Below are 24,663 nucleotides of genomic sequence, written 5' to 3'. Positions count from 1 at the left end.
GTGCGACGCGTGGGCCGCATCAACCGGCTTCGACCATCAGGCGCCGCTAACCGAGCGGCGGCGCAAGCCCGCGTTCGGCCGCGCCGATCTCGCCGTCCGGCACGAACACGTAGCCGTGTCCCCACACCGTCTGCACGTAGCGCGGTTCCGACGGGTCGACTTCGATCAATCGACGCAAGCGCCAGATCGATACGTCGAGACTGCGATTGCGATGCGCTTCGCTATTGCCGTGCAGTTTTTCGAGCAGCTGCGCACGCGTGAGCACGGTCATCGCGTGCGTGACGAACACCTTCAGCATCGCGAATTCGCTCGAACGCAGCGTGATGCGTTCGCCGTCGCGGCGCAGTTCGCGCGCGGGGAAGTTCACTTCGAAGCGGCCGAAATGATAGGGCGCGCGCTGTTCGGGCGCGCCCGGCGCGATCGAGCCGCGACGCCGCAGCACGGTGCGAATCCGCGCGACGAGCTCGCTCGGTTCGAAAGGCTTGCCGAGATAATCGTCGGCGCCGAGTTCGAGGCCGATCACGCGATCGATCGGATCGGCGCGCGCGGTCAGCAGGATCACGGGAATGTCGTCGCCGGCGACACGCAAGGCGCGCAGCGCGCTGATGCCGTCGAGCTCTGGCATCATGATGTCGAGCACGACGAGCGCGGGACGCTCCTGCTGCAATCTGCGCTGCAACGCCAAGCCATTTTCCAGCATGGCGACCTTGAAGCCGCGGCCGTGCAGATATTCGCTGACGAGCTCGCGTACGACGGGATCGTCATCGACGATCAGGATGGTCTGGTTCATTCAGGTCATCTTAGTGATGCGCACGGGCCGCGCAAAGCGTATACCGCTTTCCAATCCTTTCCCGTGTAAGGCGCTGCAAGCGAAAGCAAAGCCGCGAGCACTCAGTGGGGCGGCGGGAAGGCCTGCGAGGTTTGCAGGGTCTGCTGTTGCTGCGCTTGACGCGGGAAATCGGTCCGATCGACCACCATCCGCTCGATCAGTCCGCCGAGCTTGACCGAGGCCGACGAAAAACGGTCGGTGTTCAGGCCGCCGGTCTGATATCGCGCGGTGACCAGAATGCGGCCACCCTGGATCAGCGTCAGATCGATGATCGACAGGTACTGGATCGATTCGTCGCTGAACGAGCGGCGGCCATAGTCGATCGCGGCGTCGTAGACGAGCCGCGCTTCGCAGCCGGCCGGCGAGGTGCCCGGATTGTAGACGTCCGAACGAATACCGCGCCGCTCAAGCGCGAGCTGCAGCGCCGGCACGAAATCGCCGACCGACACCGTCGGGTTCACTTCGATGCAGAGGTGCTGCAAATCCGCGGGCCGCCCGTTGACGAAGGTCGGCGACGAGTAGTTCGACGCGATCGCGTAGCCGGCCTGGATGACCGAGCCGGTGGCGTCGGCGGCCTGGATCAGCGTCCAGGCGCAGCCGTCGAGCGCGAGCGTCAGCGTCGCGGCGAAGGCGGCGAGGGCGCAACGACGCCGGCATATCAGCGAGGCGACCGGACACAGGCGCGAATGCCTGGTTGCCGCTGGCGCGCGCACGGTCGGCGACGAGGTCATGAGGCAGCGCCCGATCCCGGTCACGAAATGCGATGGAGCATCAAAAGCAGCGACGGCCGCGCGCTCAGCGCGTCACGCGCAGTCGCAGTTCGTTCTGACCTTGCACGCTCGCGGTGACGTTCACGCGACGGGCGTCGGTGGTCACGACGAAATGCTGGCGCACCGGTGTGTTGACGTCATGCACGACGCGCGGAAAGCAGGCGGCGATGTCGGCGCCGAGTTCTTCGAGCGGATCGTTGATGACGCCGTCGGCTTGCCAGTGCGCGCGCCAGTGGCAGTCGTACGCGTGCGGGCTGGCGCGGCAATCGTCCGTATTGGAGACGCCCGGCAGTTGCGCGGCGGTCTCGTTTGGCAGTCGCCGGAAATCGCTCGCATCGACGATGTGCGTGAGCGCCGCGCAGATATCGGCGGGTTGGTTCGGCTCGGTCGTTTGCGCGGCATCGACGGCGTTCGTGAGCAGCAGCGCCGCGCCGCAGGCGAGCGCGATGCGCGGGAGCAAAGACGGGAGCAAAGGTGAAACACGGCGAGCGAATGACATGGGCGAGGAGTCCGAAGAGCGGTTGCGATGAAAGACGTGACTGACATCAACGACGGCCGGCGCATGGCGCGGCCCGTACGACTATCGTCGCTGCTCGCCGGCATTTTCAAAGCGCGGAACAGCTTGCGCGCTCCGCAAATGCTTTCGAACTCTTCTCGTGTCTTTCCGGATGTTGCGCCCGGAGGTGCCGGCGCGCAGGCGAGGCTTAACCGAGCGTCAAGCCGCCATCGATGTGAATCACCTGGCCGGTGATGTGGCGTGCCGCGTCGGACAGCAGGAATGCGATCAGCGCGGCGACGTCGTCCGGTTCGGCAACATGACCGAGCGGCGTGGCTTCGGCGGCGTGCGCCCACACGGCCGCGTTGTCGGCGCTTGGGCCGCGATCCTTGCGCGTGTAGCCCGGCGCCACGCAATTGACGGTCACGCCGAGCGGCGCGAGCTCCGCGGCCGCCGTTTTCGCAAGCGCTTCGAGTGCCGCTTTCGCGGCCGCCGTCGCGGCGAATGGCGCATCCGCGCGATAGCGATGCGCGACGAACGAACTCAAGGCGACCACGCGACCGCGCTTCGATGTTTCGAGCGCGGGCATCGCGCGCCGCACGAGCGCGGCGAAGGCGGCTGGCATCGCGGCGAAGGCGGCGCCGAAGGTGTCGGGATCGAGCGCGGCCAGCGTTTGGCGCTGCGCATGGCCGGCGTTCGCGACCAGTTGATCGAGTGCGCCGAAGCTCGCGAGCGTCTGATGGATCACGTGCTCCGCCGCGCCGCGCTCGGCGAGGTCGCCGAACACGGTCGCGCAGCGTGCGCCGCTTGCCGTGCAGTCGGCGGCAACCTGCACGAGCCGTCGACGGGAGGCGTCGTCTGCGCCGCGCGCGTGCAGCATCAACGACGTATGCGGCGCCGCGAGGCGCCGTGCGAGCGCCGCGCCGATGCCGGAACCGGCGCCGGTGATCAGCACGACGCGTGCGGCGGTGCCGTGCGCTTCGCTGACGTGAGCGCCGCTCGCGTCGCTCACGCCGCTACCGCTTCGACAGAACGCTCGACGTCGAGCGTTTCGTCATGGAACGCTGCGAGCGATTCGCGATGCGCGACGCTGACGATCGCAGCCTTCGGCAACCGCTCGGTGAACAGCCGATAGAGCCGCGCCTCGTTTTCCGCGTCGAGCGCGCTGGTCGCTTCGTCGAGGAACAGGTAGTCCGGCTTGTGCAGCAGCACGCGCGCGGCGGCGAAGCGCTGCTGCTCACCCGGCGACAGCACGCGAGTCCAGTGCGCCGTTTCCTGCAGACGGTCCGCGTATTCCGACAGATGGCAGGTGATGAGCGCGTCGCGGCATTCGTCGTCGCCATAGGTGTCCGCCGCCGACGGATACGCGAGCGCCGCCTTCAGCGTGCCGATCGGCATGTAGCTGATCTGCGGGATGAACATCATGCGCGCGTTGACCGGTGCGTCGATCGAGCCGTCGCCGAACGGCCACAGGCCCGCGAGCGCGCGCATCAGCGTGCTCTTGCCGGCGCCCGACGGACCGCGCACGAGCCAGCGCGAGCCCGGCCGGATCGCGATATCGCGGATGCGCGACAGTGGGTTGCCATTGGGCAGGGCGAGCTGGAGGCTGTCGGTGGTAAGCGTGTTGCTGTCGACGAAATGCAGATTGATGCCGCCATGTTCCGTGGCCGGCGACACCGATTCCTTCAGACGCGGCGAATGCACGACGCGCTTGAATTCGCGCAACCGGTTCACGGTCGCGCGCCATTCGACGAGGCTCGTATAACTGTTGATGAACCACGAGAACGAATCGCTGACCGTGCCGAACGCGCTCGAAATCTGCATCAGCACGCCGAACGTGAACGCGCCCGCGAAGTAGCGCGGCGAGGCGACGACGATCGGGAAAATGATCGCGATCTGGCCGTAGAAGCTCAGCACGAAGGTCAGGCGCTTCGTGTACTTCATCACCTGCCACCAGTTGTCGCGGATGCGGCCGAACAGCGTGCGCGCGTTCGTCTTCTCGGTTTCCATGCCGTTGTAGAACGCGATCTGCTCGGCGTTCTCACGCAGCCGGATCAAGCCGAAACGGAAATCGGCCTCGACTTTCTGCGCCTGATAGTTGATCGACACGAGCGGATGGCCGACCTTCTGCGTGACGAGCGAGCCGCCCACCGCATACAGCGCCGCGGCCCACACCATGTAGCCGGGGATCTGCAGCGGCATGCCGCCGAGCGAGATGCTCAACGCGCCCGCGAGCGACCACAGGATCGTGATGAACGACACGAGCGTGACGACGGTCGACAGCAGATCGAGCGTTAGCGACAGCGTGGTGGTCGCGAACGACTGCAGGTCGTCGCTGATCCGCTGGTCGGGGTTGTCGGCGAGACGGTCGCGCTCGATGCGGTAGAACGCGCTGTCGTCGAGCCACTCGTTCAGGTAGCGGGTGGTCAGCCACTGGCGCCAGCGGAAGCCGAGCATCTGGCGCAGATAGCGTCCATACACGGCGAGGATGATGAAACCGAACGCGAGTCCGGTAAAGATCATCAGCAGGTGCGGGAAGTCGTGGACGTTCTTCGCCTGCAGCGCGTTGTAGAAGTCCCTGCTCCAGCTATTCAGGCGCACGTTGATCCAGACGACGAGCAGGTTCATCACGATGATCGTGACGAGCAGCCCCCACGCGATGCCTCGTTCCTCGGAAACCCAGTAGGGCTTGATCAGGGTCCACGCGGAGACCTTTTCGTCGGGCGGCAGCGCGGGGCTGGCGGAAGTATGTGGTGTCATGAGCATCCTGATGAAGTGCTGACCCGAAGTGCCATTCCGGCGTACGGGTCCGATCTGGTTGACCCATGTCGGGCGATCCCGCGAACAGCAGGCGCCTTTGCGAGGGCGTGGCTGCCGCGGGTCTGCGATACCTGGCCGGGCATCGCGCCATCACGCTCGATGAACGCGAGTCCGGACGGGCGCCCGATTCTGGCGTGACGCCCTTAAGCGAAAATTAATTTTCGGGGCCGGCATCCGCTGCGGTGCCGCCGCCACGCATGCGGCCACGAGCGTCGCGCGCGCCGCGTTTTTGCGGCACCGGTCACGGCATTGTGCCAGAGCGCCGGGCCGCTTCGCACCGGCATCTCGATAGACGGTGCCAGATCAAAATTGGGGTGGCCACCATGGAGCGCTGGTTTGCGGGCGCCGCGCCTTTTATGGTCTAATGACCTGCGACGAAACAGGGGTGCTTCGCCCACAGGCGGCATGACTTTCATGCCGGGGCGGCGAGGCTGAGAGAGACCCTTTGCACCCGATCCGGGTAATACCGGCGCGGGAAGTTTCCGGAAGCAACCGTCTTCCATTCCCCGCCGGGCGGCGAGCGCAGCTCACATGTGCACGTCGTGACCGGCCGGCTTCACCCGCCGGTTTCGTCCTGGGTACGTGCGTTTTTGGCCGTACGGAAAGGACTCGATGACCGCCTATTCTTCAGACATGCATTTTTCCCTTCGTCACGCCGCCTCGGGCGAGCCGTGCCGTTTTGGTTTTGCCCACCGCAGTCGAACGGAGCGCGCGCGATGAACCGTCCCGCCCGACCCGATTTCGCCGTGCTCGGCGGCGGCCTGTGCGGCCGCCTGGTCGCGTGGCGCCTCGCTGGCGACGGGCATCGCGTGGCGCTCTACGAGCGCGGCGATGCCACCGGTTCGCAGGCTGCCGCGTGGGTCGCCGCCGCGATGCTCGCGCCGCTGGCAGAGGCCGCGAGCGCCGAGCCGCTGATCACGCGGCTTGGCGCGAGTTCGCTCGAAAGCTGGCCGCGCGTGCTTGCCGAACTGCCGGAGCCGGTGTTTTTCCAGCGCAACGGCACGCTCGTCGTCTGGCATCACGCGGATCGCACCGAGGCGCCGCTATTCGAGCGGCGCGTGCGTGCGAACGCGCCGGCCGAGTTGCTCGACGGCGGCTTCGTCGCGTTGGCGGGCGCGCAGCTCGGCGCCGCCGAACCCGCGTTGGCCGGCCGCTTCAGCCAAGGCTGGCTGCTGCCGCGAGAAGGCCAGCTCGACAACCGCCAGGTGCTGTCCGCGCTCGCGGCCGGGCTTGCCGAGCGCGGCGTCGACACGCACTGGAACACGCCGATCGACGACGCGGCGCTGCCCGAGGCCGGCATCACCATCGATTGCCGCGGGCTCGGCGCGAAGCCGGTGCTGCCGACGCTGCGCGGCATCCGCGGCGAAGTTGCGCGCGTGCATGCGCCTCACCTGCAGCTGACGCGCCCGGTGCGGCTACTGCATCCGCGTTACCCGCTGTATATCGCGCCGAAGCAGAACGGCCTCTACGTGATCGGCGCGACCGAGGTGGAGGGCGAGGACATGTCGCCCGTCAGCGTGCGTTCGGCGCTCGAGTTGCTGAGCGCGGCGTTTTCGGTGCACCCGGGCTTCGGCGAGGCGCGCATTCTCGAGCTGAATTCGCAGTGCCGGCCGACCTTGCCCGATCATCGTCCCGCGCTGCTGTGGGACGGCGCGCGCACGCTGCGCGTGAACGGCCTGTACCGGCACGGCTACATGATCGCGCCCGAAGTCGCCGACGAAGCCGTGCGCTTCGCGAGCGCGCTGCTCGACGGCCGCGTCGGTGATGCCGACGCATTCGCCGGATGGCGGCGCGACTCACGCTGGAGCGAGCTGTTCCAGCAGCATTTCGCGCGCGAGCCGGCCCGAGCGTAGCGGCCAACGTGCCGCGCGCGATGCCGCTTGCGCCATCGATTGAACCGTATTCGAACACCATGGACATTCACATCAATCAGAAGCCGTTGTCGCTGCCCGAGGGCGCGACTGTCGCCGATGCGCTCGCCGCCTTTGGCGCGCGTCCGCCGTTCGCGGTCGCGCTCAACGGCGATTTCGTCGCGCGTGCGCAGCATGCGGCGCGCGCGTTGCAAACGGGCGACCGGCTCGACGTCGTGCAGCCGGTCGCGGGCGGCTGAGCGCGACCGCGCCAGCCTGTCGCTTACCGAACGCAACAACCGTCGCCGAAAACCCATTGCCGCAACGCGGTCGGTTCTAGCCGCGAGGGCAAACCAGGATGATGCAAATGACTTCTCACGAGACCGCCGACGCGCTGACGCTATACGGTCAAACTTTTGCAAGCCGCGTGCTGCTCGGCACATCGCGCTATCCGTCGCTGCAATCGCTGTCCGATTCGATCGACGCCGCGCGCCCCGGCATGGTGACGGTCGCGCTGCGCCGTCAGATGAACGAGGGCCACGCCGAAGCCGGCTTCTTCGATCTGCTCAAGCGCCATGGCGTGCCGCTCTTGCCGAACACGGCGGGTTGCCTGAGCGTCGGTGAAGCGGTGACGACCGCGCACATGGCGCGCGAAATCTTCGAGACCGAGTGGATCAAGCTCGAACTGATCGGCGACGACTACACACTGCAGCCCGACCCGGTCGGCCTGATCGAAGCCGCCGCGCGGCTCGTCAAGGATGGCTTCAAGGTGCTGCCGTACTGCACCGAAGATCTGGTGATCGGCCGCCGTCTGCTCGACGCCGGCTGCGAGGCGCTGATGCCGTGGGGCGCGCCGATCGGCACCGGCAAGGGCGTGATCAATCCATACGGGCTGCGCGTGTTGCGCGAGCGGCTGCCGGACGTGCCGCTGATCGTCGACGCCGGGCTCGGCGTGCCGTCGCATGCGGCCCAGGTGATGGAGTGGGGCTTCGACGGCGTGCTGCTGAACACGGCCGTGTCGCAGGCGACGCACCCCGACGCGATGGCGCGCGCGTTCGCGCTGGGCGTCGAGGCGGGTCGGCAAGCGTATCTCGCGGGCCCGATGGCCGAGCGCGAGAGCGCGCACGCGAGCACGCCGGTGATCGGCATGCCGTTCTGGCATCAGGATGGAGGTGCCGCATGACTCAGTCGTTGACGCTGAAGGACCGCGATCTGTTCTGGCCGACGGCCGACGAACTCATCGAAGCCGCCGAGCGCATCCGCGCACGTCTCGGCGACTGGCCGCCGACGCACGCGCCGTGGCGCATCTGCCTGATCGCACCCGACGAACCGAACGGTGGCGACCTGATCGTGATCGCCGACGCACAGCAGCACGGCGAGCAGATCGCGCGCTGGCTGACGCGGGGTGCGGGCGTGATCGTCGCCGCGGAAAACCGCGCGACGCTGCATCTGGGCGGCGAGAAGTACGGCCTCGAAGGCCATCTGGCGGAAGACTGGATTCCCGCGCTTGCCGCGTTCCTCGACTGCGGTTTCGATCCGCACGACGCGCTGGTGCTCGCGCTCGCGTGGCGCGATGGCGACGAGACCCGCGCCGACGATGCTTTCCCGGCCGACCTCGCTCGCTTTCCGCGCCTTACCGACCTGCCGGCGGCACCCGCCAAGGCGTTCCCGCGCTGCCCGGCAAGGCTCGGCCTGTATCCGGTGTTGCCGACCGCGGACTGGGTCGAACGGGTGGTCGGCTTCGGCGTGAAGACGGTGCAGTTGCGCCGCAAGTCGGCCGAACCCGCCGACGAGCTGAAGCGCGAAATCGCGCGCTGCGTGGCGGCCGGCCGCGCGCACGACGCGCAGGTGTTCATCAACGATCACTGGCAGGCGGCGCTCGAGGCGGGCGCGTACGGCGTGCACCTCGGCCAGGAAGACGTGCATACCGCGGATCTGTCCGCGCTGGCTGACGCGGGCATCCGCCTGGGCCTGTCCACTCATGGCTTCTACGAGATGCTGAAGGCGCTGCATTTCCGACCGAGCTACATTGCATTGGGCGCCGTGTTCCCGACCACGACCAAGGTCATGCCGACCGCGCCGCAGGGCTTGCGCCGCCTCGCACGCTATGTGCGGCTGCTCGACGGCGTGGTGCCGCTCGTCGCGATCGGCGGGATCGATCTGCAGGTGCTGCCGGACGTGCTCGCGACCGGCGTCGGCTGCGCGGCCGTGGTGCGCGCGGTGACGGAAGCGGCCGACCCTGCCGCCGCCGTTTCTGCACTGCAGCACACGTTTACGCAATAATCGTCAGGCATAGTCAAGGAACGGGGCACCTCACGGCAGCTTTTGCACGATGGCCCTATAATTCGGCCTTCCCTGTAAAAGGATTGTCAGTTTGGTGCCTTCCTATCCCGAGACCTTACTCGAGCTGCGCGACGTCGACTTCGGTTACGGCGACCGGCTCGTCCTGTCGAATCTGAATCTGCGCTTTCGTCGCGGTCAGGTCGTCGCGGTCATGGGCGGCTCGGGTTGCGGCAAGACCACGGTGCTGCGGCTGATCGGCGGCCTCGTGCGCGCCCAGCGCGGCCAGGTGCTGTTCCATGGCGAGGACATCGGCGAGCAGACGCGCGAAGGCCTTTACGCGCTGCGCCGCAAGATGGGCATGCTGTTCCAGTTCGGCGCGCTGTTCACCGACATGTCGGTGTTCGAAAACGTCGCCTTCTCGCTTCGCGAGCATACCGATCTCCCCGAAGAACTGCTGCGCGACCTCGTGCTGATGAAGCTCAACGCGGTCGGTCTGCGCGGCGCGCGCGACCTGCTGCCGTCCGAGATTTCCGGCGGCATGGCGCGGCGCGTGGCGCTCGCGCGCGCAATCGCGCTCGACCCCGAACTGATGATGTACGACGAGCCGTTCGCCGGTCTCGACCCAATCTCGCTCGGCATCACCGCGAACCTGATCCGCACGCTGAACCGGGCGCTCGGCGCCACGTCGATTCTCGTCACGCACGACGTGCCGGAATCATTCGCGATCGCCGACTACGTGTACTTCCTGTCCAACGGCGGTGTGCTTGCCGAGGGCACGCCCGACGAACTGCGCGCGTCGACCGATCCGACCGTGCGGCAGTTCATCGACGGCGCGCCGGACGGCCCGTTCAGATTCCACTATCCGGCGCAGACGCCGCTCGCGGCGGACTTCGGCATCGGCGGAGGCCAGTCATGATCAGTACGATCGGTCGCTCGGTCATCACCGGGCTCGGCACCGCCGGCTACGCGACGCGCTTCTTCCTGCGGCTCGTGCTCGAATTTTTCCCGCTGCTGCGCCGCCCGCGTCTTGTCACGAAGCAGATCCACTTCGTCGGTAATTATTCGCTCGTGATCATCGCGGTGTCGGGGCTGTTCGTCGGCTTCGTGCTCGGGCTGCAAGGCTATTACACGCTGAACCGTTACGGCTCCGAGCAGGCGCTCGGGTTGCTGGTCGCGCTGTCGCTCGTGCGCGAGCTCGGGCCGGTCGTGACCGCGCTGCTGTTCGCCGGGCGCGCGGGCACGTCGCTGACCGCCGAAATCGGCCTGATGAAGGCGGGCGAGCAGCTCACCGCGATGGAAATGATGGCCGTCGATCCGGTCAAGGTCGTGATCGCGCCGCGCCTGTGGGCCGGCATCGTGTCGATGCCGATCCTCGCCGCGATCTTCAGCGCGGTCGGCGTTCTGGGCGGTTACGTGGTGGGCGTGCTGCTGATCGGCGTCGATGCCGGCGCGTTCTGGTCGCAGATGCAAAGCGGCGTCGACGTGTGGCGCGATGTCGGCGCCGGGGTCGTCAAGAGTGTGGTGTTCGGCCTCGCGGTGACCTTCGTCGCGCTGTTTCAGGGCTACGAGGCGAAGCCGACGCCGGAAGGCGTGTCGCGCGCGACGACCCGCACGGTCGTGTACGCGTCGCTCGCGGTGCTCGGGCTCGATTTCCTGCTGACCGCGCTAATGTTCAGCTAAGACCGCACAGCATGCCGGCTGCCGGCGGTGCATGTGCGCCGCGCACGGCGGGAGGTGGCGGCGGCGCGGCGGATTCACTTTGGGATGACGATGAAAAAGAATGTTCTCGACTTCTGGGTCGGCCTGTTCGTGGTGCTGGGTTTCGTGGCGTTGCTGTTTCTTGCGCTGAAGGCCGGCAATATGAGCTCGTTGTCGTTCCAGGCAACCTACCCGGTCAAGCTGAAGTTCGACAACATCGGCGGGCTGAAGCCACGCGCGCCGGTGAAGAGCGCCGGCGTGACGGTCGGCCGGGTCGCGTCGATCGGCTTCGACAGCAACACCTACCAGGCGCTCGTCACGATCGATATCGACAAGCAATATCAGTTTCCGAGGGACACTTCGGCGAAGATCCTGACCTCGGGTCTGCTCGGCGAGCAGTACATCGGGCTCGAGCCGGGGGGCGACTCGGAAATGCTGAAGGCCGGCGATACGATCTCGATGACGCAATCGGCGATCGTGCTGGAAAACCTGATCGGCCAGTTCCTGTATAGCAAGGCCGCGGATTCCGGCGCGGCGAAGCCCGCCGCATCCGCCCCTGCACCGGCGCCGGGCGCGCCGGCCTCCGGCGCTGCCGGCCAGTAAGGCCAACAAGGAGAACTAGATGCAGACGACACTGCAGACCGCGCGCAGCGGCGCGCGCGTCCTACAGTTCGGCAAGGTCGCCGTGGCGGCTGCGCTGCTCGCCGGTTGCACGACCGTGCAGACGCCTACCAAGGGCGACCCGTTCGAAGGGCTGAACCGTACGATCTTCACCGTCAACGACAAGATCGACCAGTACGCGCTGAAGCCGGTTGCGCAGGGCTACGTTTGGGTCACGCCGCAGCCGGTTCGCGACAGCGTGACGAACTTTTTCTCGAACATCGGCGACGTCTATATTGCGGCGAACAACCTGCTGCAGCTGCGCATCGCCGACGGCGTGTCCGACATCATGCGGATCGTGATCAACACGTTGTTCGGCGTCGGCGGCCTGTTCGACGTCGCGACGCTCGCGAAGCTCCCGAAGCACGACAACGACCTCGGTCTGACGCTCGGCCACTACGGCGTGCCGGCGGGCCCCTATCTGGTGCTGCCGCTGTTCGGGCCGAGCACGGTGCGCGATGCGGTCGGCTCGCTCGGCAACTACTACGTGAACCCGATCAGCTACGTCGACCCGCCGGGCCTGAGCTGGGCGCTGTATGGCCTGAACATCGTCAACACGCGCGCGAACCTGCTCGGAGCGAGCAACCTGCTGGAAGGCGCGGCACTCGACAAATACTCGTTCGTGCGTAACGCGTATCTGCAGCGCCGGCAGTATCTGTTGTCGGATAACCGCCGGCGGCCGCAGGAACTGCCGAGCTACGACGAGGAAGCGCCGCTGCCGAAGTACGACGAAGGCGAGACGGGCGCGGCAGGTGTGCCGGCCAAGCCGGCTCCCGCATCCGGCGCGGCCGTGGGCACGCCGCAAGGCGCGTCGGCACCGGAGGCCGCGTCGGGCGCCGAAACACCGCCTCTCGACCTGAAAGGCGGCCCGGAGACGCAAGTTCCGGCCGGTCAGTTGGTGCCGCCCACGCGCTTCAACTTCCCGTCCTTAAGATTGCATTGAACGTGCAGCCGTAACAGATCGATACGACTCTCGCAGTTTGCGCATGGATTGCCGTCGAACTCGCGTGATAAGGTCGATTCAAACTGTTGCATTATTTTTGAGGCAAAGCTCGATATGAAAAAATTCTTCCTGATTCCGTTGTTTGCCGCGTTGTTTTCGTTCATCAGCGCGGGCGCATCGGCGCAAACCGTCGACACCAGCTCGCCCGACGCGCTGATCAAGACCGTCACCCAGCAGGTGATGGACGCGATTCGGGGCGACAAGTCGATCCAGCAGGGCGACATCACGCACATCACGGCGCTCGTCAACGAAAAGATCCTGCCGTACACCGATTTCCGCCGCACCACCCAGCTCGCGATGGGCCGTAACTGGCGCACCGCGACGCCCGAACAGCAGAACCAGGTGGTCGAGCAGTTCAAGATGCTGCTGATCCGCACGTACGCGGGCGCGCTCGCGCAGGTGCGCGACCAGCAGATCCAGTACAAGCCGTTCCGCATGAATCCGGACGACACCGACACGGTGGTGCGCTCGGTCGTGATGAACAACGGCCAGCCGATCGAACTCGACTACCGCCTGTACAAGACGGCGCAGGGCTGGCGCGTGTATGACATCAACGTGCTCGGCGCGTGGCTGATCCAGGCGTATCAGCAGCAGTTCAACGAGCAGATCCAGCAGAAGGGCGTGGACGGACTGATCCAGTTCCTCACGCAGCGCAATCAGCAACTCGCCGCGGGCAAGCAGTCGTGAGCGACGTGCTGAACCCGGTGGCGAACCGCTTCGACAGCGGCACGACGCTGACCCACGAGAGCGCGAAGGCCGCGCTCGCAGCGGGTCTGCAACGCATCGCGGCGGGTGCGGGCGGCGTCGATTGCGCGCCGCTCACGCAATTCGATTCGTCGGCGCTCGCCGTCCTGCTCGCGTGGGTGCGGGCCGCGGCGGCGCGCGGCGGCAAGTTCGAAATCGTCAATCTGCCGGCTGGGCTCGCCAGTCTCGCGCAGGCCTACGGCGTCGATACACTTCTCTCTTCTGGCGCCTCCAGCATGGTTGCGTCAGCGCGACATTGACGCTCCTCTAGCGTCGTCTCCCCCTTTCCGGCCAGGCCGGGGGTGTCAGTTTTTGCCCTATAATCAAACGTTTTTTTGGGGCGTCGAACTGGCCCCCTAATCGGCCCCGGTTCCCGTTACTTCCAGCATTTGCGCGTCCCCAAGCTCCATTGGGGCTACTTCAGGCGCCGCGACGCACGCGGCCCATAGTCATGTCAGCCATAGAAATTCGTAACGTCAAGAAGCGCTACAAGGACTTGCAGGCGCTCAAGGGCGTCAGCCTCACGGTCGAAGAAGGCGAGTTCTTCGGACTGCTCGGTCCGAACGGCGCGGGCAAGACGACGCTCATCAGCATACTCGCGGGTCTCGCGCGCGCCGACGAAGGCAGCATCGCGGTGCGCGGTCACGACGTCGTCGACGATTTCCGCAACGCGCGCCGCGCGCTCGGCGTGGTGCCGCAGGAGCTCGTGTTCGATCCGTTCTTCACGGTGCGCGAAACCTTGCGCATCCAGTCCGGCTACTACGGGCTGCGCAACAACGACGCGTGGATCGACGAGATCATGGCCAATCTCGATCTCACCGAAAAGGCCGATGCCAACATGCGCGCGCTGTCGGGCGGCATGAAGCGCCGCGTGCTGGTCGCGCAGGCGCTCGTGCACCGCCCGCCGGTGATCGTGCTCGACGAGCCGACCGCGGGTGTCGACGTCGAGTTGCGCCAGACGCTGTGGAAGTTCATCTCGCGCTTGAATCGCGAAGGCCACACGATCGTGCTGACCACGCACTATCTGGAAGAAGCCGAATCGTTGTGCGACCGCATCGCGATGCTGCGCCGTGGCGAGGTCGTTGCGCTCGATCGCACCAGCACACTGCTGCAGCGTTTCGCCGGCATGCAACTGTTCGTGCGCTTCGCGCAGGGCGTGCTGCCCGCCGAGCTGCGTCCGCTCGAGGCGGAAAGCGGCGCCGGCAACGGCAATGGCCGCCAGCATCTGCTGCGCCTGACGAGCTACGACGACGTCGAGCGCATCCTCGCGCAGTGCCGCGCGGCCGGTTGTACATTCGAAGAAATCGAGGTCCGCAAGGCCGACCTCGAAGACGTATTCGTTCAGGTGATGAACGGTCCAGAAGTGATCGAGGGGCTTGCATGAGCGGGTACAGTGGATTTAGCACGCTGTTTTACAAAGAACTGCTGCGCTTCTGGAAGGTGTCTTTCCAGACCGTGCTCGCGCCGGTCATCACCGCGCTGCTTTACCTGACCATCTTCGGCCACGCGCTGCGCGGCCACGTGCAGGTCTATCCGGGCGTCGAATACACGAGCTTCCTGATTCCGGGCCTCGTGATGATGAGCGTGCTGCAGAACGCGTTCGCGAATAGTTCTTCGTCGCTGATTCAATCGAAGATCACCGGCAACCTCGTGTTCGTGCTGCTGCCGCCGCTGTCGCACCACGAGATGTTCGCGGCCTACGTGCTCGCGGCCGTGGCGCGCGGGCTGTGTGTCGGCTTCGGCGTGTTCATCGTGACGATCTGGTTCGTGCCGCTCGCCTTCACCGCGCCGCTCTATATCATCGTGTTCGCGATGTTCGGCTCGGCGATTCTCGGCACGCTGGGTCTGATCGCCGGCATTTGGGCCGAGAAGTTCGACCAGCTCGCCGCGTTCCAGAACTTTCTGATCATGCCGCTCACGTTCCTGTCGGGCGTGTTCTACTCGACGCATACGCTGCCGCCCGTATGGCGCGAAGTATCGCGGCTCAATCCGTTTTTCTACATGATCGACGGCTTTCGCTATGGTTTTTTCGGCGTGTCGGATATCGACCCGCTGGTGAGCCTCGCGATCGTCGCCGGTTTCTTCGTGGTGCTGGCCGCCGTGGCGATGCGCATGCTCGCTACCGGCTACAAGCTGCGCCACTGACGAGGAGCTTCTCTCATGTTGCCGACTCCCGAACAGGTCAAACAGTACATTGCAGCTGGACTCGCGTGCGAGCATCTCGAAGTCGAAGGCGACGGTCAGCATTTCTTTGCGACGATCGTCTCGCCGAACTTCGAAGGCAAGCGCCTGATCCAGCGTCACCAACTCGTGTATGCGGCGCTCGGCGACCGCATGCGCGAAGAAATCCACGCGCTCAGCATGAAGACGCTGACGCCCGCCGAATGGCAGAACGCGTAATCTGGAAACTTAGTGCGAATTACTCAGGAAGGGCGCGACACCGCTAGCGGCGCGCCGAACACAGACAAAGCAGGTCCGGACGCGAACCGGGCCGATCAGGAACCGACAGGCATGGATAAACTCATCATTGAAGGTGGCTACCCGCTCTCCGGTGAAGTTGTCGTCTCGGGTGCGAAAAACGCGGCATTGCCGATCCTGTGCGCGGCTCTGCTGAGCGCCGATCCGGTGCATCTGGAGAACGTGCCCGATCTGCAGGACGTGCGCACGATGCTCAAGCTGCTCGGCCAGATGGGCGTGCGTATCGAAGCCGGCGAAGGGCGCGTCGCGCTCGACGCGTCGAAGGTCGACAACCTCGTCGCGCCGTACGAAATGGTGAAGACGATGCGCGCGTCGATCCTCGTGCTCGGTCCGCTCGTCGCGCGCTTCGGTCATGCGCGCGTGTCGCTGCCGGGCGGCTGCGCGATCGGCGCGCGTCCGGTCGATCAGCACATCAAGGGTCTGCAGGCGATGGGCGCCGAGATCACGATCGAGCACGGCTTCATCGAAGCGCGCGCGAAGCGTCTGAAGGGCGCGCGCATCGTCACCGACATGATCACCGTGACCGGTACCGAGAACCTGCTGATGGCGGCGGTGCTCGCCGAAGGCGAGACGGTCATCGAGAACGCAGCGCGCGAACCCGAAGTGGTCGACCTCGCGCGTCTGCTCGTCGCGATGGGCGCGAAGATCGAAGGCATCGGCACCGACCGTCTGGTGATCCATGGCGTCGACAAGCTGCACGGTGCGAAGCACACGGTGATTCCGGACCGCATCGAAGCGGGCACTTTCCTGTGCGCGGTCGCGACGGCCGGCGGCGACGTCATGCTGCGCAAGATGCGTCCGCTGCTGCTCGAAGCCGTCACCGAAAAGCTGCGCGAAGCGGGCGTCACGGTCGAGGAAGGCGACGACTGGATGCGCGTGCGCATGGACAAGCGCCCGAGCGCGGTCACGTTCCGCACCTCCGAATACCCGGCGTTTCCGACCGACATGCAGGCGCAGTTCATGGCACTCAACACGATCGCCGACGGTACGTCGCAAGTCGTGGAGACGATCTTCGAAAACCGTTTCATGCACGTCCAGGAGCTGAACCGTCTCGGCGCGAGCATCACGATCGACGGCAACACCGCGCTCGTAACCGGCGTCGAAAAACTGTCCGGCGCGAAGGTGATGGCCACCGATCTGCGCGCGTCCGCGAGTCTTGTGATCGCCGCGCTGCGCGCCGAGGGCGAGACGCTGATCGACCGCATCTATCACCTCGATCGCGGCTACGACCGCATGGAAGCGAAGCTCAATGCGATCGGCGCGAAGGTGCGCCGGGTTTCCGGGAGCGGGGCATGAGTTCGATGCCGCAAACGTCGTCGTCGCCGGCGGTCAGCGCGCCGCTCACGCTCGCGTTGTCGAAAGGGCGTATCTTCGAGGAAACGCTGCCGCTGCTCGCGGCGGCCGGCATCGAAGTAGCGGAAGATCCGGAGAGCTCGCGCAAGCTGATTCTGCCGACCACCGACCCGAACCTGCGCGTGATCGTCGTGCGCGCGACCGACGTGCCGACCTATGTCGAGTACGGCGCGGCCGACTTCGGCGTGGCCGGCAAGGACGTGCTGCTCGAGCATGGCGGCAGCGGCCTGTATCAGCCGGTGGATCTGGACATTGCGCGTTGCCGCATGTCGGTCGCGGTCGCGGCCGGTTTCGATTATGCGAACGCGGTGCGCCAGGGCGCGCGTCTGCGGGTCGCTACCAAGTATGTTGAAACCGCTCGTGAGCATTTTGCCGCCAAGGGCGTTCACGTCGATCTGATCAAGCTGTACGGTTCGATGGAACTCGCTCCGCTGGTTGGTCTCGCCGACGCGATCGTCGACCTGGTCAGCTCGGGCAATACGCTGCGCGCGAACAATCTGGTCGAGGTGGAGGAGATCATGCAGATTTCGTCGCGTCTCGTCGTGAACCAGGCAGCGCTGAAGCTCAAACGCGCCGCGTTGCGGCCGATTCTCGACGCGTTTGCCAATGCTTCGTCGAAAACCGCCGCCCCGGCGGCCTGACTGACGATGGCAATGTGACGTTGCACTGATAGCGCGCCTTACCGAAACGGATACCTGTATGTCTACCAAGATTCGCAAACTCGATTCCACCGCTCGCGACTTCCACAAGTCGCTGCATGCGGTGCTAGCGTTCGAGGCGAGCGAAGACGAAGCCATCGAGCGCGCGGTCGCGCAGATTCTGAACGACGTGAAGGCGCGCGGCGACGAGGCGGTGCTCGAGTACACGAATCGCTTCGATCGCGTCGATGTGAAAAGCGTGGCCGAGCTCGAACTGCCGATGGCCGAACTCGAGGCGGCGCTCGAAAGTCTCGAGCCGAAGCGGCGCGCGTCGCTCGAAGCGGCGGCGGCACGCGTGCGCGGCTATCACGAGAAGCAGAAGATCGAGTGCGGCAGCCATAGCTGGCAGTACACCGAAGCGGACGGCACCGTGCTCGGCCAGAAGGTCACGCCGCTCGATCGCGCGGGGATCTACGTGCCGGGTGGCAAGGCCGCGTATCCGTCGTCGGTGCTGATGAACGCGATACCGGCGCGGGTGGCCGGCGTGCGCGAAATCGTGATGGTCGTGCCGACGCCGGAAGGCGTGAAGAATCCGCTCGTGCTCGCGGCGGCTCTGCTGGGTGGCGTCGATCGCGTGTTCACGATCGGCGGCGCGCAGGCGGTAGCTGCACTCGCGTACGGCACGCAGACTGTGCCCGCGGTCGACAAGATCTGCGGCCCCGGCAACGCGTACGTCGCGTCGGCGAAGCGTCGCGTGTTCGGCACGGTCGGCATCGACATGATCGCCGGGCCGTCGGAAATCCTCGTGTTGTGCGACGGCACGACCGACCCGCGCTGGGTCGCGATGGACCTGTTTTCGCAAGCCGAGCACGACGAGCTCGCGCAGTCGATCCTGCTGTGCCCCAACGACGCGTTCATCGCGCGCGTGCAGGAAGCGATCGACGAACTGCTGCCCACCCTGCCGCGCCGCGAAGTGATCCGCACGTCGCTCGAAAACCGCGGCGCGCTGATCAAGGTGCGCGACATGGCCGAGGCCTGCGCGATCGCCAATGACATCGCGCCGGAGCACCTTGAAATTTCGGCGCTGGAGCCGCATCAGTGGGCGCAGCAGATCCGTCACGCAGGCGCGATCTTCCTTGGCCGTTACACGAGCGAGAGCCTCGGCGACTACTGCGCGGGCCCGAATCATGTGCTGCCGACGTCGCGTACCGCACGGTTTTCGTCGCCGCTCGGCGTCTATGATTTCTTCAAGCGTTCGAGCCTGATCGAGGTCAGCGCGGAAGGTGCGCAGACGCTCGGCGAGATTGCCGCGGAACTGGCATACGGCGAAGGTCTGCAAGCGCACGCACGCAGCGCCGAATACCGGATGCGGCAGAACAACAACGAACGCGGCTGAGGCGGAGCGCTGATCGCGCTGGCGCGCGGCGGAGCTCAAGCAGGCGTAAGCGGGAGCAGGCGAAGCGGCGAGGGCGGCAACCGCCGCCGCATCGACCGGCTTCCATGTTTTCCGGCTTCCACCCGCTCGAGCGACGGCTCGAGCCCACCCGCCCCATTCAATAACGACGACAGAGACCAACCCGAGCGCCCCATGCCGACGACGCCGACCCGGCGTCTTTCGCACGGCCCGGCCCCCGAACCTATGACGACACGTCAAGACATCATCCGCAGCGACGTGCTCGCAATGACGAGCTATCCGGTTCCGGACGCCACCGGCTTCATCAAGCTCGACGCGATGGAAAACCCGTTTCCGCTGCCGCCGGAACTTGCCGCGCATCTCGGCGAGCGTCTGGCCGGCGTCGCGTTGAACCGTTATCCGGCGCCGCGCCCCGAGCAGTTGATCGAGCGCATTCGTCACGTGATGGGCGTGCCGGCGGGGTGCGACGTGCTGCTCGGCAACGGCTCGGATGAAATCATCAGCATCATGTCGGTCGCGTGCGCGAAGCCGGGCGCGAAGGTGCTCGCGCCGGTGCCGGGCTTCGTCATGTATCAGATGTCGGCGAAGCTGGCGAATCTCGAATTCGTCGGCGTGCCGCTCAAAGCCGACTTCACGCTCGACACCGACGCGATGCTCGCGGCGATCGCCGAGCATGAACCGGCGATCATCTATCTCGCGTATCCGAACAACCCGACCGGCACGCTGTTCGATGACGCCGAAATCGAGCGCGTCATCGCCGCGGCGGGCAAGAGCCTCGTCGTGATCGACGAGGCGTATCAGCCGTTCGCGCAGAAGAGCTGGCTGCCGCGCGCCGACCAGTTCGACAACGTCGTCGTGATGCGCACGGTGTCGAAGCTGGGCCTCGCCGGCATTCGCCTCGGTTACCTGGTCGGCAAGCCCGCGTGGCTGACCGAGTTCGACAAGGTCCGCCCGCCGTACAACACCAACGTGCTGACGCAGGCCGCCGCTGATTTCCTGCTCGACCACATCGGCGTGCTCGATGCGCAGGCCGCGCAATTGCGCGACGAACGCGAGAAACTCGCGCAGGCGGTGGCCGCGCTGCCGGGCGCCGAAGTGTTCACTAGCGCGGGCAACTTCCTGCTCGTGCGGGTGCCCGATGCGTCGGTATTGTTCGAAACCCTGCTAACGGCGCGGATTCTGATCAAAAACGTGAGTAAAATGCATCCATTGCTGGCCAATTGCGTGCGTTTGACCGTCGGTTCGCCGAACGAGAACGCCCAGTTGCTCGCCGGCCTGAAACTCGTGTTGCGGTAACCCGCCGCATCGAGCGGCGGCACTGAGCCGCTGCGTTGAACGGCTGCACTGAGCAGCCCGCCAGTTTGTCCATCCCACATTACTAGCGCTTTTAAGCCAGATTCGAGGAATTGCCATGCGCCTTGCGGAAGTCGTTCGCAACACCAGCGAAACGCAGATCCGTGTGAAGATCAACCTGGACGGCACCGGCCAGCAGAAGCTGGCCACCGGTGTGCCGTTCCTGGACCACATGCTCGACCAGATCGCCCGCCACGGGTTGTTCGACCTCGAGATCGAAGCGCATGGCGACCTGCATATCGACGACCATCACACGGTCGAAGACACCGGCATCACGCTCGGCCAGGCCGTCGCGAAGGCGATCGGCGATCGCAAGGGCATCCGCCGCTACGGGCATTCCTACGTGCCGCTCGACGAAGCGCTGTCGCGCGTCGTGATCGATTTTTCCGGCCGTCCGGGCCTCGAATTTCACGTGCCGTTCACGCGCGCGCGCATCGGCACGTTCGACGTCGACCTGTCGATCGAATTCTTCCGCGGCTTCGTGAACCATGCCGGCGTGACGCTGCACATCGACAACCTGCGTGGCATCAACGCGCACCATCAGCTCGAAACGGTGTTCAAGGCATTCGGGCGTGCGCTGCGCATGGCCGTCGAACTCGACGAGCGCGCGGCCGGACAGATTCCGTCGACCAAGGGCAGCCTCTAACGTAACGGCCGTAGCAGGCCTTAACACGGGTTTCACCGCCTCCAACGTCTTCAGGCCACTCACCTTCAGGCGATTCATCGGGCAGGACCGCATTTGCCGGCACGTCGTTTGACGCCGCGCGGCGGCATCGATGGATCGAGGGCAGAGCGGCCAAACTTGAAATGAAAACTTCGATAGCGATTGTGGATTACGGAATGGGCAACCTGCGCTCGGTTGCCCAGGCACTGCGTAAAGCGGCGCCGGAAGCGGAGGTGGCGATCGTCGATCGTCCGGAAGCGATCCGCTCGGCCGACCGCGTGGTGCTGCCGGGCCAGGGTGCGATGCCCGACTGCATGCGCAGTCTCGGCGCGTCCGGTTTGCAGGAAGCGGTCGTCGAGGCGTCGCGCAGCAAGCCGCTGATGGGCGTGTGCGTCGGCGAGCAGATGCTGTTCGACTGGAGCGCCGAGGGCGACACGCCGGGTCTGGGTCTGTTGCCCGGCAAGGCGGTGCGCTTCGAGCTCGAAGGCCAGGTGCAGGACGACGGCTCGCGCTTCAAGGTCCCGCAGATGGGCTGGAACCGCGTGCGTCAGGCGCAGCCGCATCCGCTGTGGGACGGTGTCGCCGACAACGCGTTCTTCTACTTCGTGCACAGCTACTACGTGGTTCCGGACAACCCGGCGCATACGTCGGGCGAAACGGTCTACGGCGTGCCCTTTACCTCGGCGGTAGCGCGGGATAACATCTTTGCCACCCAATTCCACCCTGAAAAGAGCGCCGAGGCGGGTTTGCGCGTGTATCGCAACTTCGTGCACTGGAACCCGTGAACGCCTTTTTTCATCCCGTTGCCGCCCGCGCGTCGCGCGGTGCCGCGGTCCCGCATCCGACCGGCGCCCCACTGGAGCGCCGAACGAGTTGTACTAAACTAGCGAGACGGTATTGCGGCGGGCTGACTCGCCAGCCGCTGCCGCCGACCTTCAATCCACTCCCAGATAACACCCGATTGCTATGCTGCTGATTCCCGCCATCGACCTGAAAGACGGTCAGTGTGTACGCCTCAAACAGGGCGATATGGACCAGGCGACGATTTTCTCCGAGGAACCGGCGGCAATGGCCCGACATTGGGTCGACCGCGGCGCGCGTCGTCTGCATCTCGTCGATCTGAATGGCGCGTTCGCCGGCAAGCCGAAGAACGGCGATGCAATCCGGGCGATCATCGATGAAGTGGGCGGCGCGATTCCGGTTCAGTTGGGCGGTGGCATCCGCGACCTGAACACGATCGAGCGCTATCTGGACGACGGTTTGTCGTACGTGATCATCGGCACGGCCGCGGTGAAGAACCCGGGCTTTCTGCAGGACGCGTGCACCGCGTTCGGCGGTCACATCATCGTCGGCCTCGACGCGAAAGACGGCAAGGTCGCCACCGACGGCTGGAGCAAGCTGACCGGTCACGAAGTGGCCGACCTCGCGCGCAAGTTCGAGGACTACGGCTGCGAGTCGATCATCTACACCGACATCGGCCGTGACGGCATGCTGCAAGGCATCAACATCGAAGCGACGGTGCGCCTTGCGCGCGCGGTCAAGATTCCGGTGATCGCGAGCGGCGGCCTGTCGAACCTCGCGGACATCGAATCGCTGTGCGAAGTCGAAGGCGAGGGCATCGAGGGCGTAATCTGCGGTCGCGCGATCTATTCGGGCGACCTCGACTTCGCGGCCGCGCAGGCGCTCGCGGACAAGCTGCGCGAAGCGGACGACGCTTAAGCACGGCGTCGGCTGCGCGTGCTGGGCAGCTTGCGCGGGCCGCCGGCGTTGCGCTCGTGTCGGCTTGCGGCGCTCGTTCGAACGATGGCTTGCCTGTAACGCGCGTCGCACGATCAAGCGCCCGGAACCTCGCCAGCTTCCGGCCGGCACCTCACTCGCGGCGCGACGCAACCGCTCGCGCCGGCACCGTGCCGCTTGCCCGCAAGCGAGCGGCCTCATCAGCGGTATTGGCAGAATTGCACGATCATGGCTCTAGCTAAACGCATCATCCCCTGTCTCGACGTCACCGCGGGCCGCGTGGTCAAGGGCGTCAACTTCGTCGAACTGCGCGACGCGGGCGACCCGGTCGAAATCGCGCGCCGTTACGACGATCAGGGCGCCGACGAACTGACGTTCCTCGACATCACCGCGACCTCGGATCAGCGCGACCTGATTCTGCCGATCATCGAGGCGGTCGCTTCGCAGGTGTTCATTCCGCTGACGGTCGGCGGCGGCGTGCGCGCGGTCGAAGACGTGCGGCGCCTGCTGAACGCGGGCGCAGACAAGATCAGCATGAACTCGTCGGCGGTAGCGAATCCGCAACTCGTGAAGGACGCGACCGACAAATACGGCTCGCAGTGCATCGTCGTCGCGATCGACGCGAAGCGCGTATCGGCCGACGGCGAAACGCCGCGCTGGGAAGTGTTCACGCACGGCGGCCGCAAGGCCACCGGTCTCGATGCGGTCGAATGGGCGCGCAAGATGGCCGAGTTGGGCGCGGGCGAAATCCTGTTGACAAGCATGGATCGCGACGGCACCAGGAGCGGCTTCGACCTTTCGCTCACGCGCTCGGTGTCGGACGCGGTGCCGGTGCCGGTGATCGCCTCGGGCGGCGTCGGCAATCTGCAGCATCTCGCCGACGGCATCAAGAGCGGTCACGCGGACGCGGTGCTCGCCGCGAGCATCTTCCACTATGGCGAACACACGGTCGGCGAGGCCAAGCGCTTCATGGCCGACCAGGGCATTTCGGTGAGGTTGTGACGTGACGAATCCTTCGGCAGTGAACTGGCTCGACAAGGTCAAGTGGGACGCGAACGGCCTCGTGCCGGTGATTGCGCAGGAAGCGTCGACGAACGACGTGCTGATGTTCGCGTGGATGAACCGCGAGGCCCTCGCGAAGACCGTCGAGACCGGCCGCGCGGTGTATTTCTCGCGCTCGCGCCAGCGCCTGTGGTTCAAGGGTGAGGAGTCGGGCCACGTGCAGCATGTGCATGAAGTGCGACTCGATTGCGACGAAGACGTCGTGCTGCTGAAAGTCGAGCAGGTATCGGGCATCGCGTGCCATACCGGCCGCCACTCGTGCTTTTTCCAGAAATTCGAAGGCTCGGTGGACGATGGCGACTGGCAGGCCGTCGATCCCGTGCTGAAAGACCCCGAACACATCTACAAATGACGCAATCCACGCAAAAACCGTCGCCCGCCACGGCTTCCACGCTCGACACGCTGCTGCGCCTCGCGGCGGTGATCGACAGCCGCAAGGGCGGCGATCCGGACATCTCGTATGTATCGCGCCTGTTCCACAAGGGCGACGACGCAGTGCTGAAAAAGATCGGCGAAGAAGCCACCGAAGTCGTGCTGGCCGCGAAGGACGTGCGCCAGGGCGGCGCACCGAAGGCGCTGGTCGGCGAGGTTGCGGACCTGTGGTTCCACTGCCTCGTGATGCTGTCGCATTTCGATCTGAGCCCCGCCGACGTGATCGCCGAACTCGAGCGTCGCGAAGGCCTGTCGGGCATCGAGGAAAAGGCGCTGCGCAAGAGCCGCGAGCGCGAGGAAAACGGCGACTGAGCAGCCGGAGCGGAAATCTGGCGTTTCCGCTTGAAGTCGCGCGCGCCGGCACCAATATAGCGGTAAC

General features: G+C 65.7%; 28 protein-coding genes and 1 riboswitch. Of the genes, 23 read left to right on the top strand and 5 right to left on the bottom strand.

Features of this window, described 5'->3' with window-relative positions; all coding sequences use genetic code 11:
• Positions 1–46: 46 nt before the first annotated feature.
• The 5 genes from OKW37_RS21690 to OKW37_RS21670 form a co-directional block, all read right to left on the bottom strand.
• Entirely contained in the window at positions 47–790 is a 744-nt protein-coding gene (locus OKW37_RS21690) for a response regulator (protein ID WP_184065545.1), read from the bottom strand.
• Between the two features lie 101 nt (positions 791–891).
• Positions 892–1,560, bottom strand: a complete 669-nt coding sequence (locus OKW37_RS21685; RefSeq protein WP_429408137.1) for a hypothetical protein — start codon at positions 1,558–1,560, stop codon at positions 892–894.
• Between the two features lie 64 nt (positions 1,561–1,624).
• The gene (locus tag OKW37_RS21680; RefSeq protein WP_429408139.1) at positions 1,625–2,098 is read right to left on the bottom strand and encodes a hypothetical protein; all 474 of its coding nucleotides are present in this window, start codon (positions 2,096–2,098) and stop codon (positions 1,625–1,627) included.
• Positions 2,099–2,303: 205 nt separating this feature from the next.
• Positions 2,304–3,107 carry an SDR family NAD(P)-dependent oxidoreductase gene (locus tag OKW37_RS21675; RefSeq protein WP_090802109.1) on the bottom strand — a complete coding sequence of 268 codons (804 nt, stop codon included), beginning with the start codon at positions 3,105–3,107 and terminating at the stop codon, positions 2,304–2,306.
• A complete protein-coding gene (locus tag OKW37_RS21670; protein ID WP_184065552.1) occupies positions 3,104–4,855 on the bottom strand; it encodes an ABC transporter ATP-binding protein/permease in 1,752 nt (583 codons plus the stop codon). The genes OKW37_RS21675 and OKW37_RS21670 overlap by 4 nt, the downstream gene beginning before the upstream one ends.
• Before the next feature lie 431 nt (positions 4,856–5,286).
• Positions 5,287–5,410, top strand: a riboswitch (TPP riboswitch).
• 221 nt (positions 5,411–5,631) lie between these two features.
• Here OKW37_RS21670 and OKW37_RS21665 point away from each other — a divergent pair.
• From OKW37_RS21665 to OKW37_RS21555, 23 genes are all read left to right on the top strand, one after another.
• Positions 5,632–6,768, top strand: a complete 1,137-nt coding sequence (locus OKW37_RS21665) for an FAD-dependent oxidoreductase (protein WP_429408141.1) — start codon at positions 5,632–5,634, stop codon at positions 6,766–6,768.
• 59 nt (positions 6,769–6,827) lie between these two features.
• Positions 6,828–7,025: a sulfur carrier protein ThiS gene (thiS, locus tag OKW37_RS21660; RefSeq protein WP_026225709.1), complete on the top strand. Its 198-nt coding sequence runs from the start codon at positions 6,828–6,830 to the stop codon at positions 7,023–7,025.
• A 107-nt stretch (positions 7,026–7,132) separates the two neighbouring features.
• Positions 7,133–7,948: a thiazole synthase gene (locus tag OKW37_RS21655; protein ID WP_184052290.1), complete on the top strand. Its 816-nt coding sequence runs from the start codon at positions 7,133–7,135 to the stop codon at positions 7,946–7,948.
• A complete protein-coding gene (thiE, locus tag OKW37_RS21650) occupies positions 7,945–9,048 on the top strand; it encodes a thiamine phosphate synthase (protein WP_429408143.1) in 1,104 nt (367 codons plus the stop codon). The genes OKW37_RS21655 and thiE overlap by 4 nt, the downstream gene beginning before the upstream one ends.
• Positions 9,049–9,139: 91 nt before the next feature.
• Positions 9,140–9,964: an ABC transporter ATP-binding protein gene (locus tag OKW37_RS21645; RefSeq protein WP_018420056.1), complete on the top strand. Its 825-nt coding sequence runs from the start codon at positions 9,140–9,142 to the stop codon at positions 9,962–9,964.
• Positions 9,961–10,728: a lipid asymmetry maintenance ABC transporter permease subunit MlaE gene (gene mlaE / locus OKW37_RS21640; RefSeq protein WP_018420057.1), complete on the top strand. Its 768-nt coding sequence runs from the start codon at positions 9,961–9,963 to the stop codon at positions 10,726–10,728. The genes OKW37_RS21645 and mlaE overlap by 4 nt, the downstream gene beginning before the upstream one ends.
• A 90-nt stretch (positions 10,729–10,818) precedes the next feature.
• The gene (mlaD, locus tag OKW37_RS21635; RefSeq protein WP_187612918.1) at positions 10,819–11,349 is read left to right on the top strand and encodes an outer membrane lipid asymmetry maintenance protein MlaD; all 531 of its coding nucleotides are present in this window, start codon (positions 10,819–10,821) and stop codon (positions 11,347–11,349) included.
• 19 nt (positions 11,350–11,368) lie between these two features.
• Positions 11,369–12,349: an MlaA family lipoprotein gene (locus tag OKW37_RS21630; protein ID WP_187612917.1), complete on the top strand. Its 981-nt coding sequence runs from the start codon at positions 11,369–11,371 to the stop codon at positions 12,347–12,349.
• Positions 12,350–12,463: 114 nt separating this feature from the next.
• Positions 12,464–13,096, top strand: a complete 633-nt coding sequence (locus OKW37_RS21625) for an MlaC/ttg2D family ABC transporter substrate-binding protein (protein ID WP_187612916.1) — start codon at positions 12,464–12,466, stop codon at positions 13,094–13,096.
• Positions 13,093–13,413: an STAS domain-containing protein gene (locus OKW37_RS21620; RefSeq protein ID WP_184065569.1), complete on the top strand. Its 321-nt coding sequence runs from the start codon at positions 13,093–13,095 to the stop codon at positions 13,411–13,413. The genes OKW37_RS21625 and OKW37_RS21620 overlap by 4 nt, the downstream gene beginning before the upstream one ends.
• Before the next feature lie 191 nt (positions 13,414–13,604).
• A complete protein-coding gene (locus OKW37_RS21615; protein ID WP_090802100.1) occupies positions 13,605–14,537 on the top strand; it encodes an ABC transporter ATP-binding protein in 933 nt (310 codons plus the stop codon).
• Positions 14,534–15,298 carry an ABC transporter permease gene (locus OKW37_RS21610; protein WP_184052306.1) on the top strand — a complete coding sequence of 255 codons (765 nt, stop codon included), beginning with the start codon at positions 14,534–14,536 and terminating at the stop codon, positions 15,296–15,298. Before OKW37_RS21615 ends, OKW37_RS21610 begins: the two co-directional genes overlap by 4 nt.
• Positions 15,299–15,313: 15 nt before the next feature.
• Positions 15,314–15,553: a BolA family protein gene (locus OKW37_RS21605; RefSeq protein ID WP_008918725.1), complete on the top strand. Its 240-nt coding sequence runs from the start codon at positions 15,314–15,316 to the stop codon at positions 15,551–15,553.
• Between the two features lie 111 nt (positions 15,554–15,664).
• Entirely contained in the window at positions 15,665–16,927 is a 1,263-nt protein-coding gene (gene murA, locus OKW37_RS21600; RefSeq protein WP_090802097.1) for a UDP-N-acetylglucosamine 1-carboxyvinyltransferase, read from the top strand.
• The gene (gene hisG, locus OKW37_RS21595) at positions 16,924–17,625 is read left to right on the top strand and encodes an ATP phosphoribosyltransferase (protein WP_090802096.1); all 702 of its coding nucleotides are present in this window, start codon (positions 16,924–16,926) and stop codon (positions 17,623–17,625) included. The genes murA and hisG overlap by 4 nt, the downstream gene beginning before the upstream one ends.
• Before the next feature lie 58 nt (positions 17,626–17,683).
• Positions 17,684–19,018 (top strand): histidinol dehydrogenase, encoded by a 1,335-nt coding sequence (gene hisD, locus OKW37_RS21590; protein WP_429408149.1) that lies wholly within the window; start codon positions 17,684–17,686, stop codon positions 19,016–19,018.
• A 243-nt stretch (positions 19,019–19,261) separates the two neighbouring features.
• On the top strand, positions 19,262–20,332 hold the full coding sequence (gene hisC / locus OKW37_RS21585; protein WP_429408150.1) for a histidinol-phosphate transaminase: 1,071 nt from the start codon (positions 19,262–19,264) through the stop codon (positions 20,330–20,332).
• Positions 20,333–20,447: 115 nt separating this feature from the next.
• Positions 20,448–21,035: an imidazoleglycerol-phosphate dehydratase HisB gene (gene hisB / locus OKW37_RS21580; protein ID WP_013090696.1), complete on the top strand. Its 588-nt coding sequence runs from the start codon at positions 20,448–20,450 to the stop codon at positions 21,033–21,035.
• 161 nt (positions 21,036–21,196) lie between these two features.
• Positions 21,197–21,838, top strand: coding sequence for an imidazole glycerol phosphate synthase subunit HisH (hisH, locus tag OKW37_RS21575; RefSeq protein ID WP_429356236.1), 642 nt, complete (start codon positions 21,197–21,199; stop codon positions 21,836–21,838).
• Between the two features lie 181 nt (positions 21,839–22,019).
• Entirely contained in the window at positions 22,020–22,772 is a 753-nt protein-coding gene (gene hisA, locus OKW37_RS21570) for a 1-(5-phosphoribosyl)-5-[(5-phosphoribosylamino)methylideneamino]imidazole-4-carboxamide isomerase (protein ID WP_429408152.1), read from the top strand.
• A 246-nt stretch (positions 22,773–23,018) separates the two neighbouring features.
• Complete coding sequence (gene hisF, locus OKW37_RS21565; RefSeq protein ID WP_429408154.1) at positions 23,019–23,792, top strand: imidazole glycerol phosphate synthase subunit HisF; 774 nt, start codon at positions 23,019–23,021, stop codon at positions 23,790–23,792.
• A gap of 1 nt (position 23,793) precedes the next feature.
• Positions 23,794–24,204 carry a phosphoribosyl-AMP cyclohydrolase gene (gene hisI / locus OKW37_RS21560; protein WP_090802086.1) on the top strand — a complete coding sequence of 137 codons (411 nt, stop codon included), beginning with the start codon at positions 23,794–23,796 and terminating at the stop codon, positions 24,202–24,204.
• On the top strand, positions 24,201–24,596 hold the full coding sequence (locus OKW37_RS21555; protein ID WP_429408156.1) for a phosphoribosyl-ATP diphosphatase: 396 nt from the start codon (positions 24,201–24,203) through the stop codon (positions 24,594–24,596). The genes hisI and OKW37_RS21555 overlap by 4 nt, the downstream gene beginning before the upstream one ends.
• Positions 24,597–24,663: the final 67 nt, after the last annotated feature.

Origin of the sequence: Paraburkholderia sp. MM5482-R2 (assembly GCF_050436125.1) — a bacterium.
GTDB classification, from domain to species: domain Bacteria; phylum Pseudomonadota; class Gammaproteobacteria; order Burkholderiales; family Burkholderiaceae; genus Paraburkholderia; species Paraburkholderia tuberum.
This window is presented reverse-complemented; position numbering and strand designations above follow the sequence as displayed.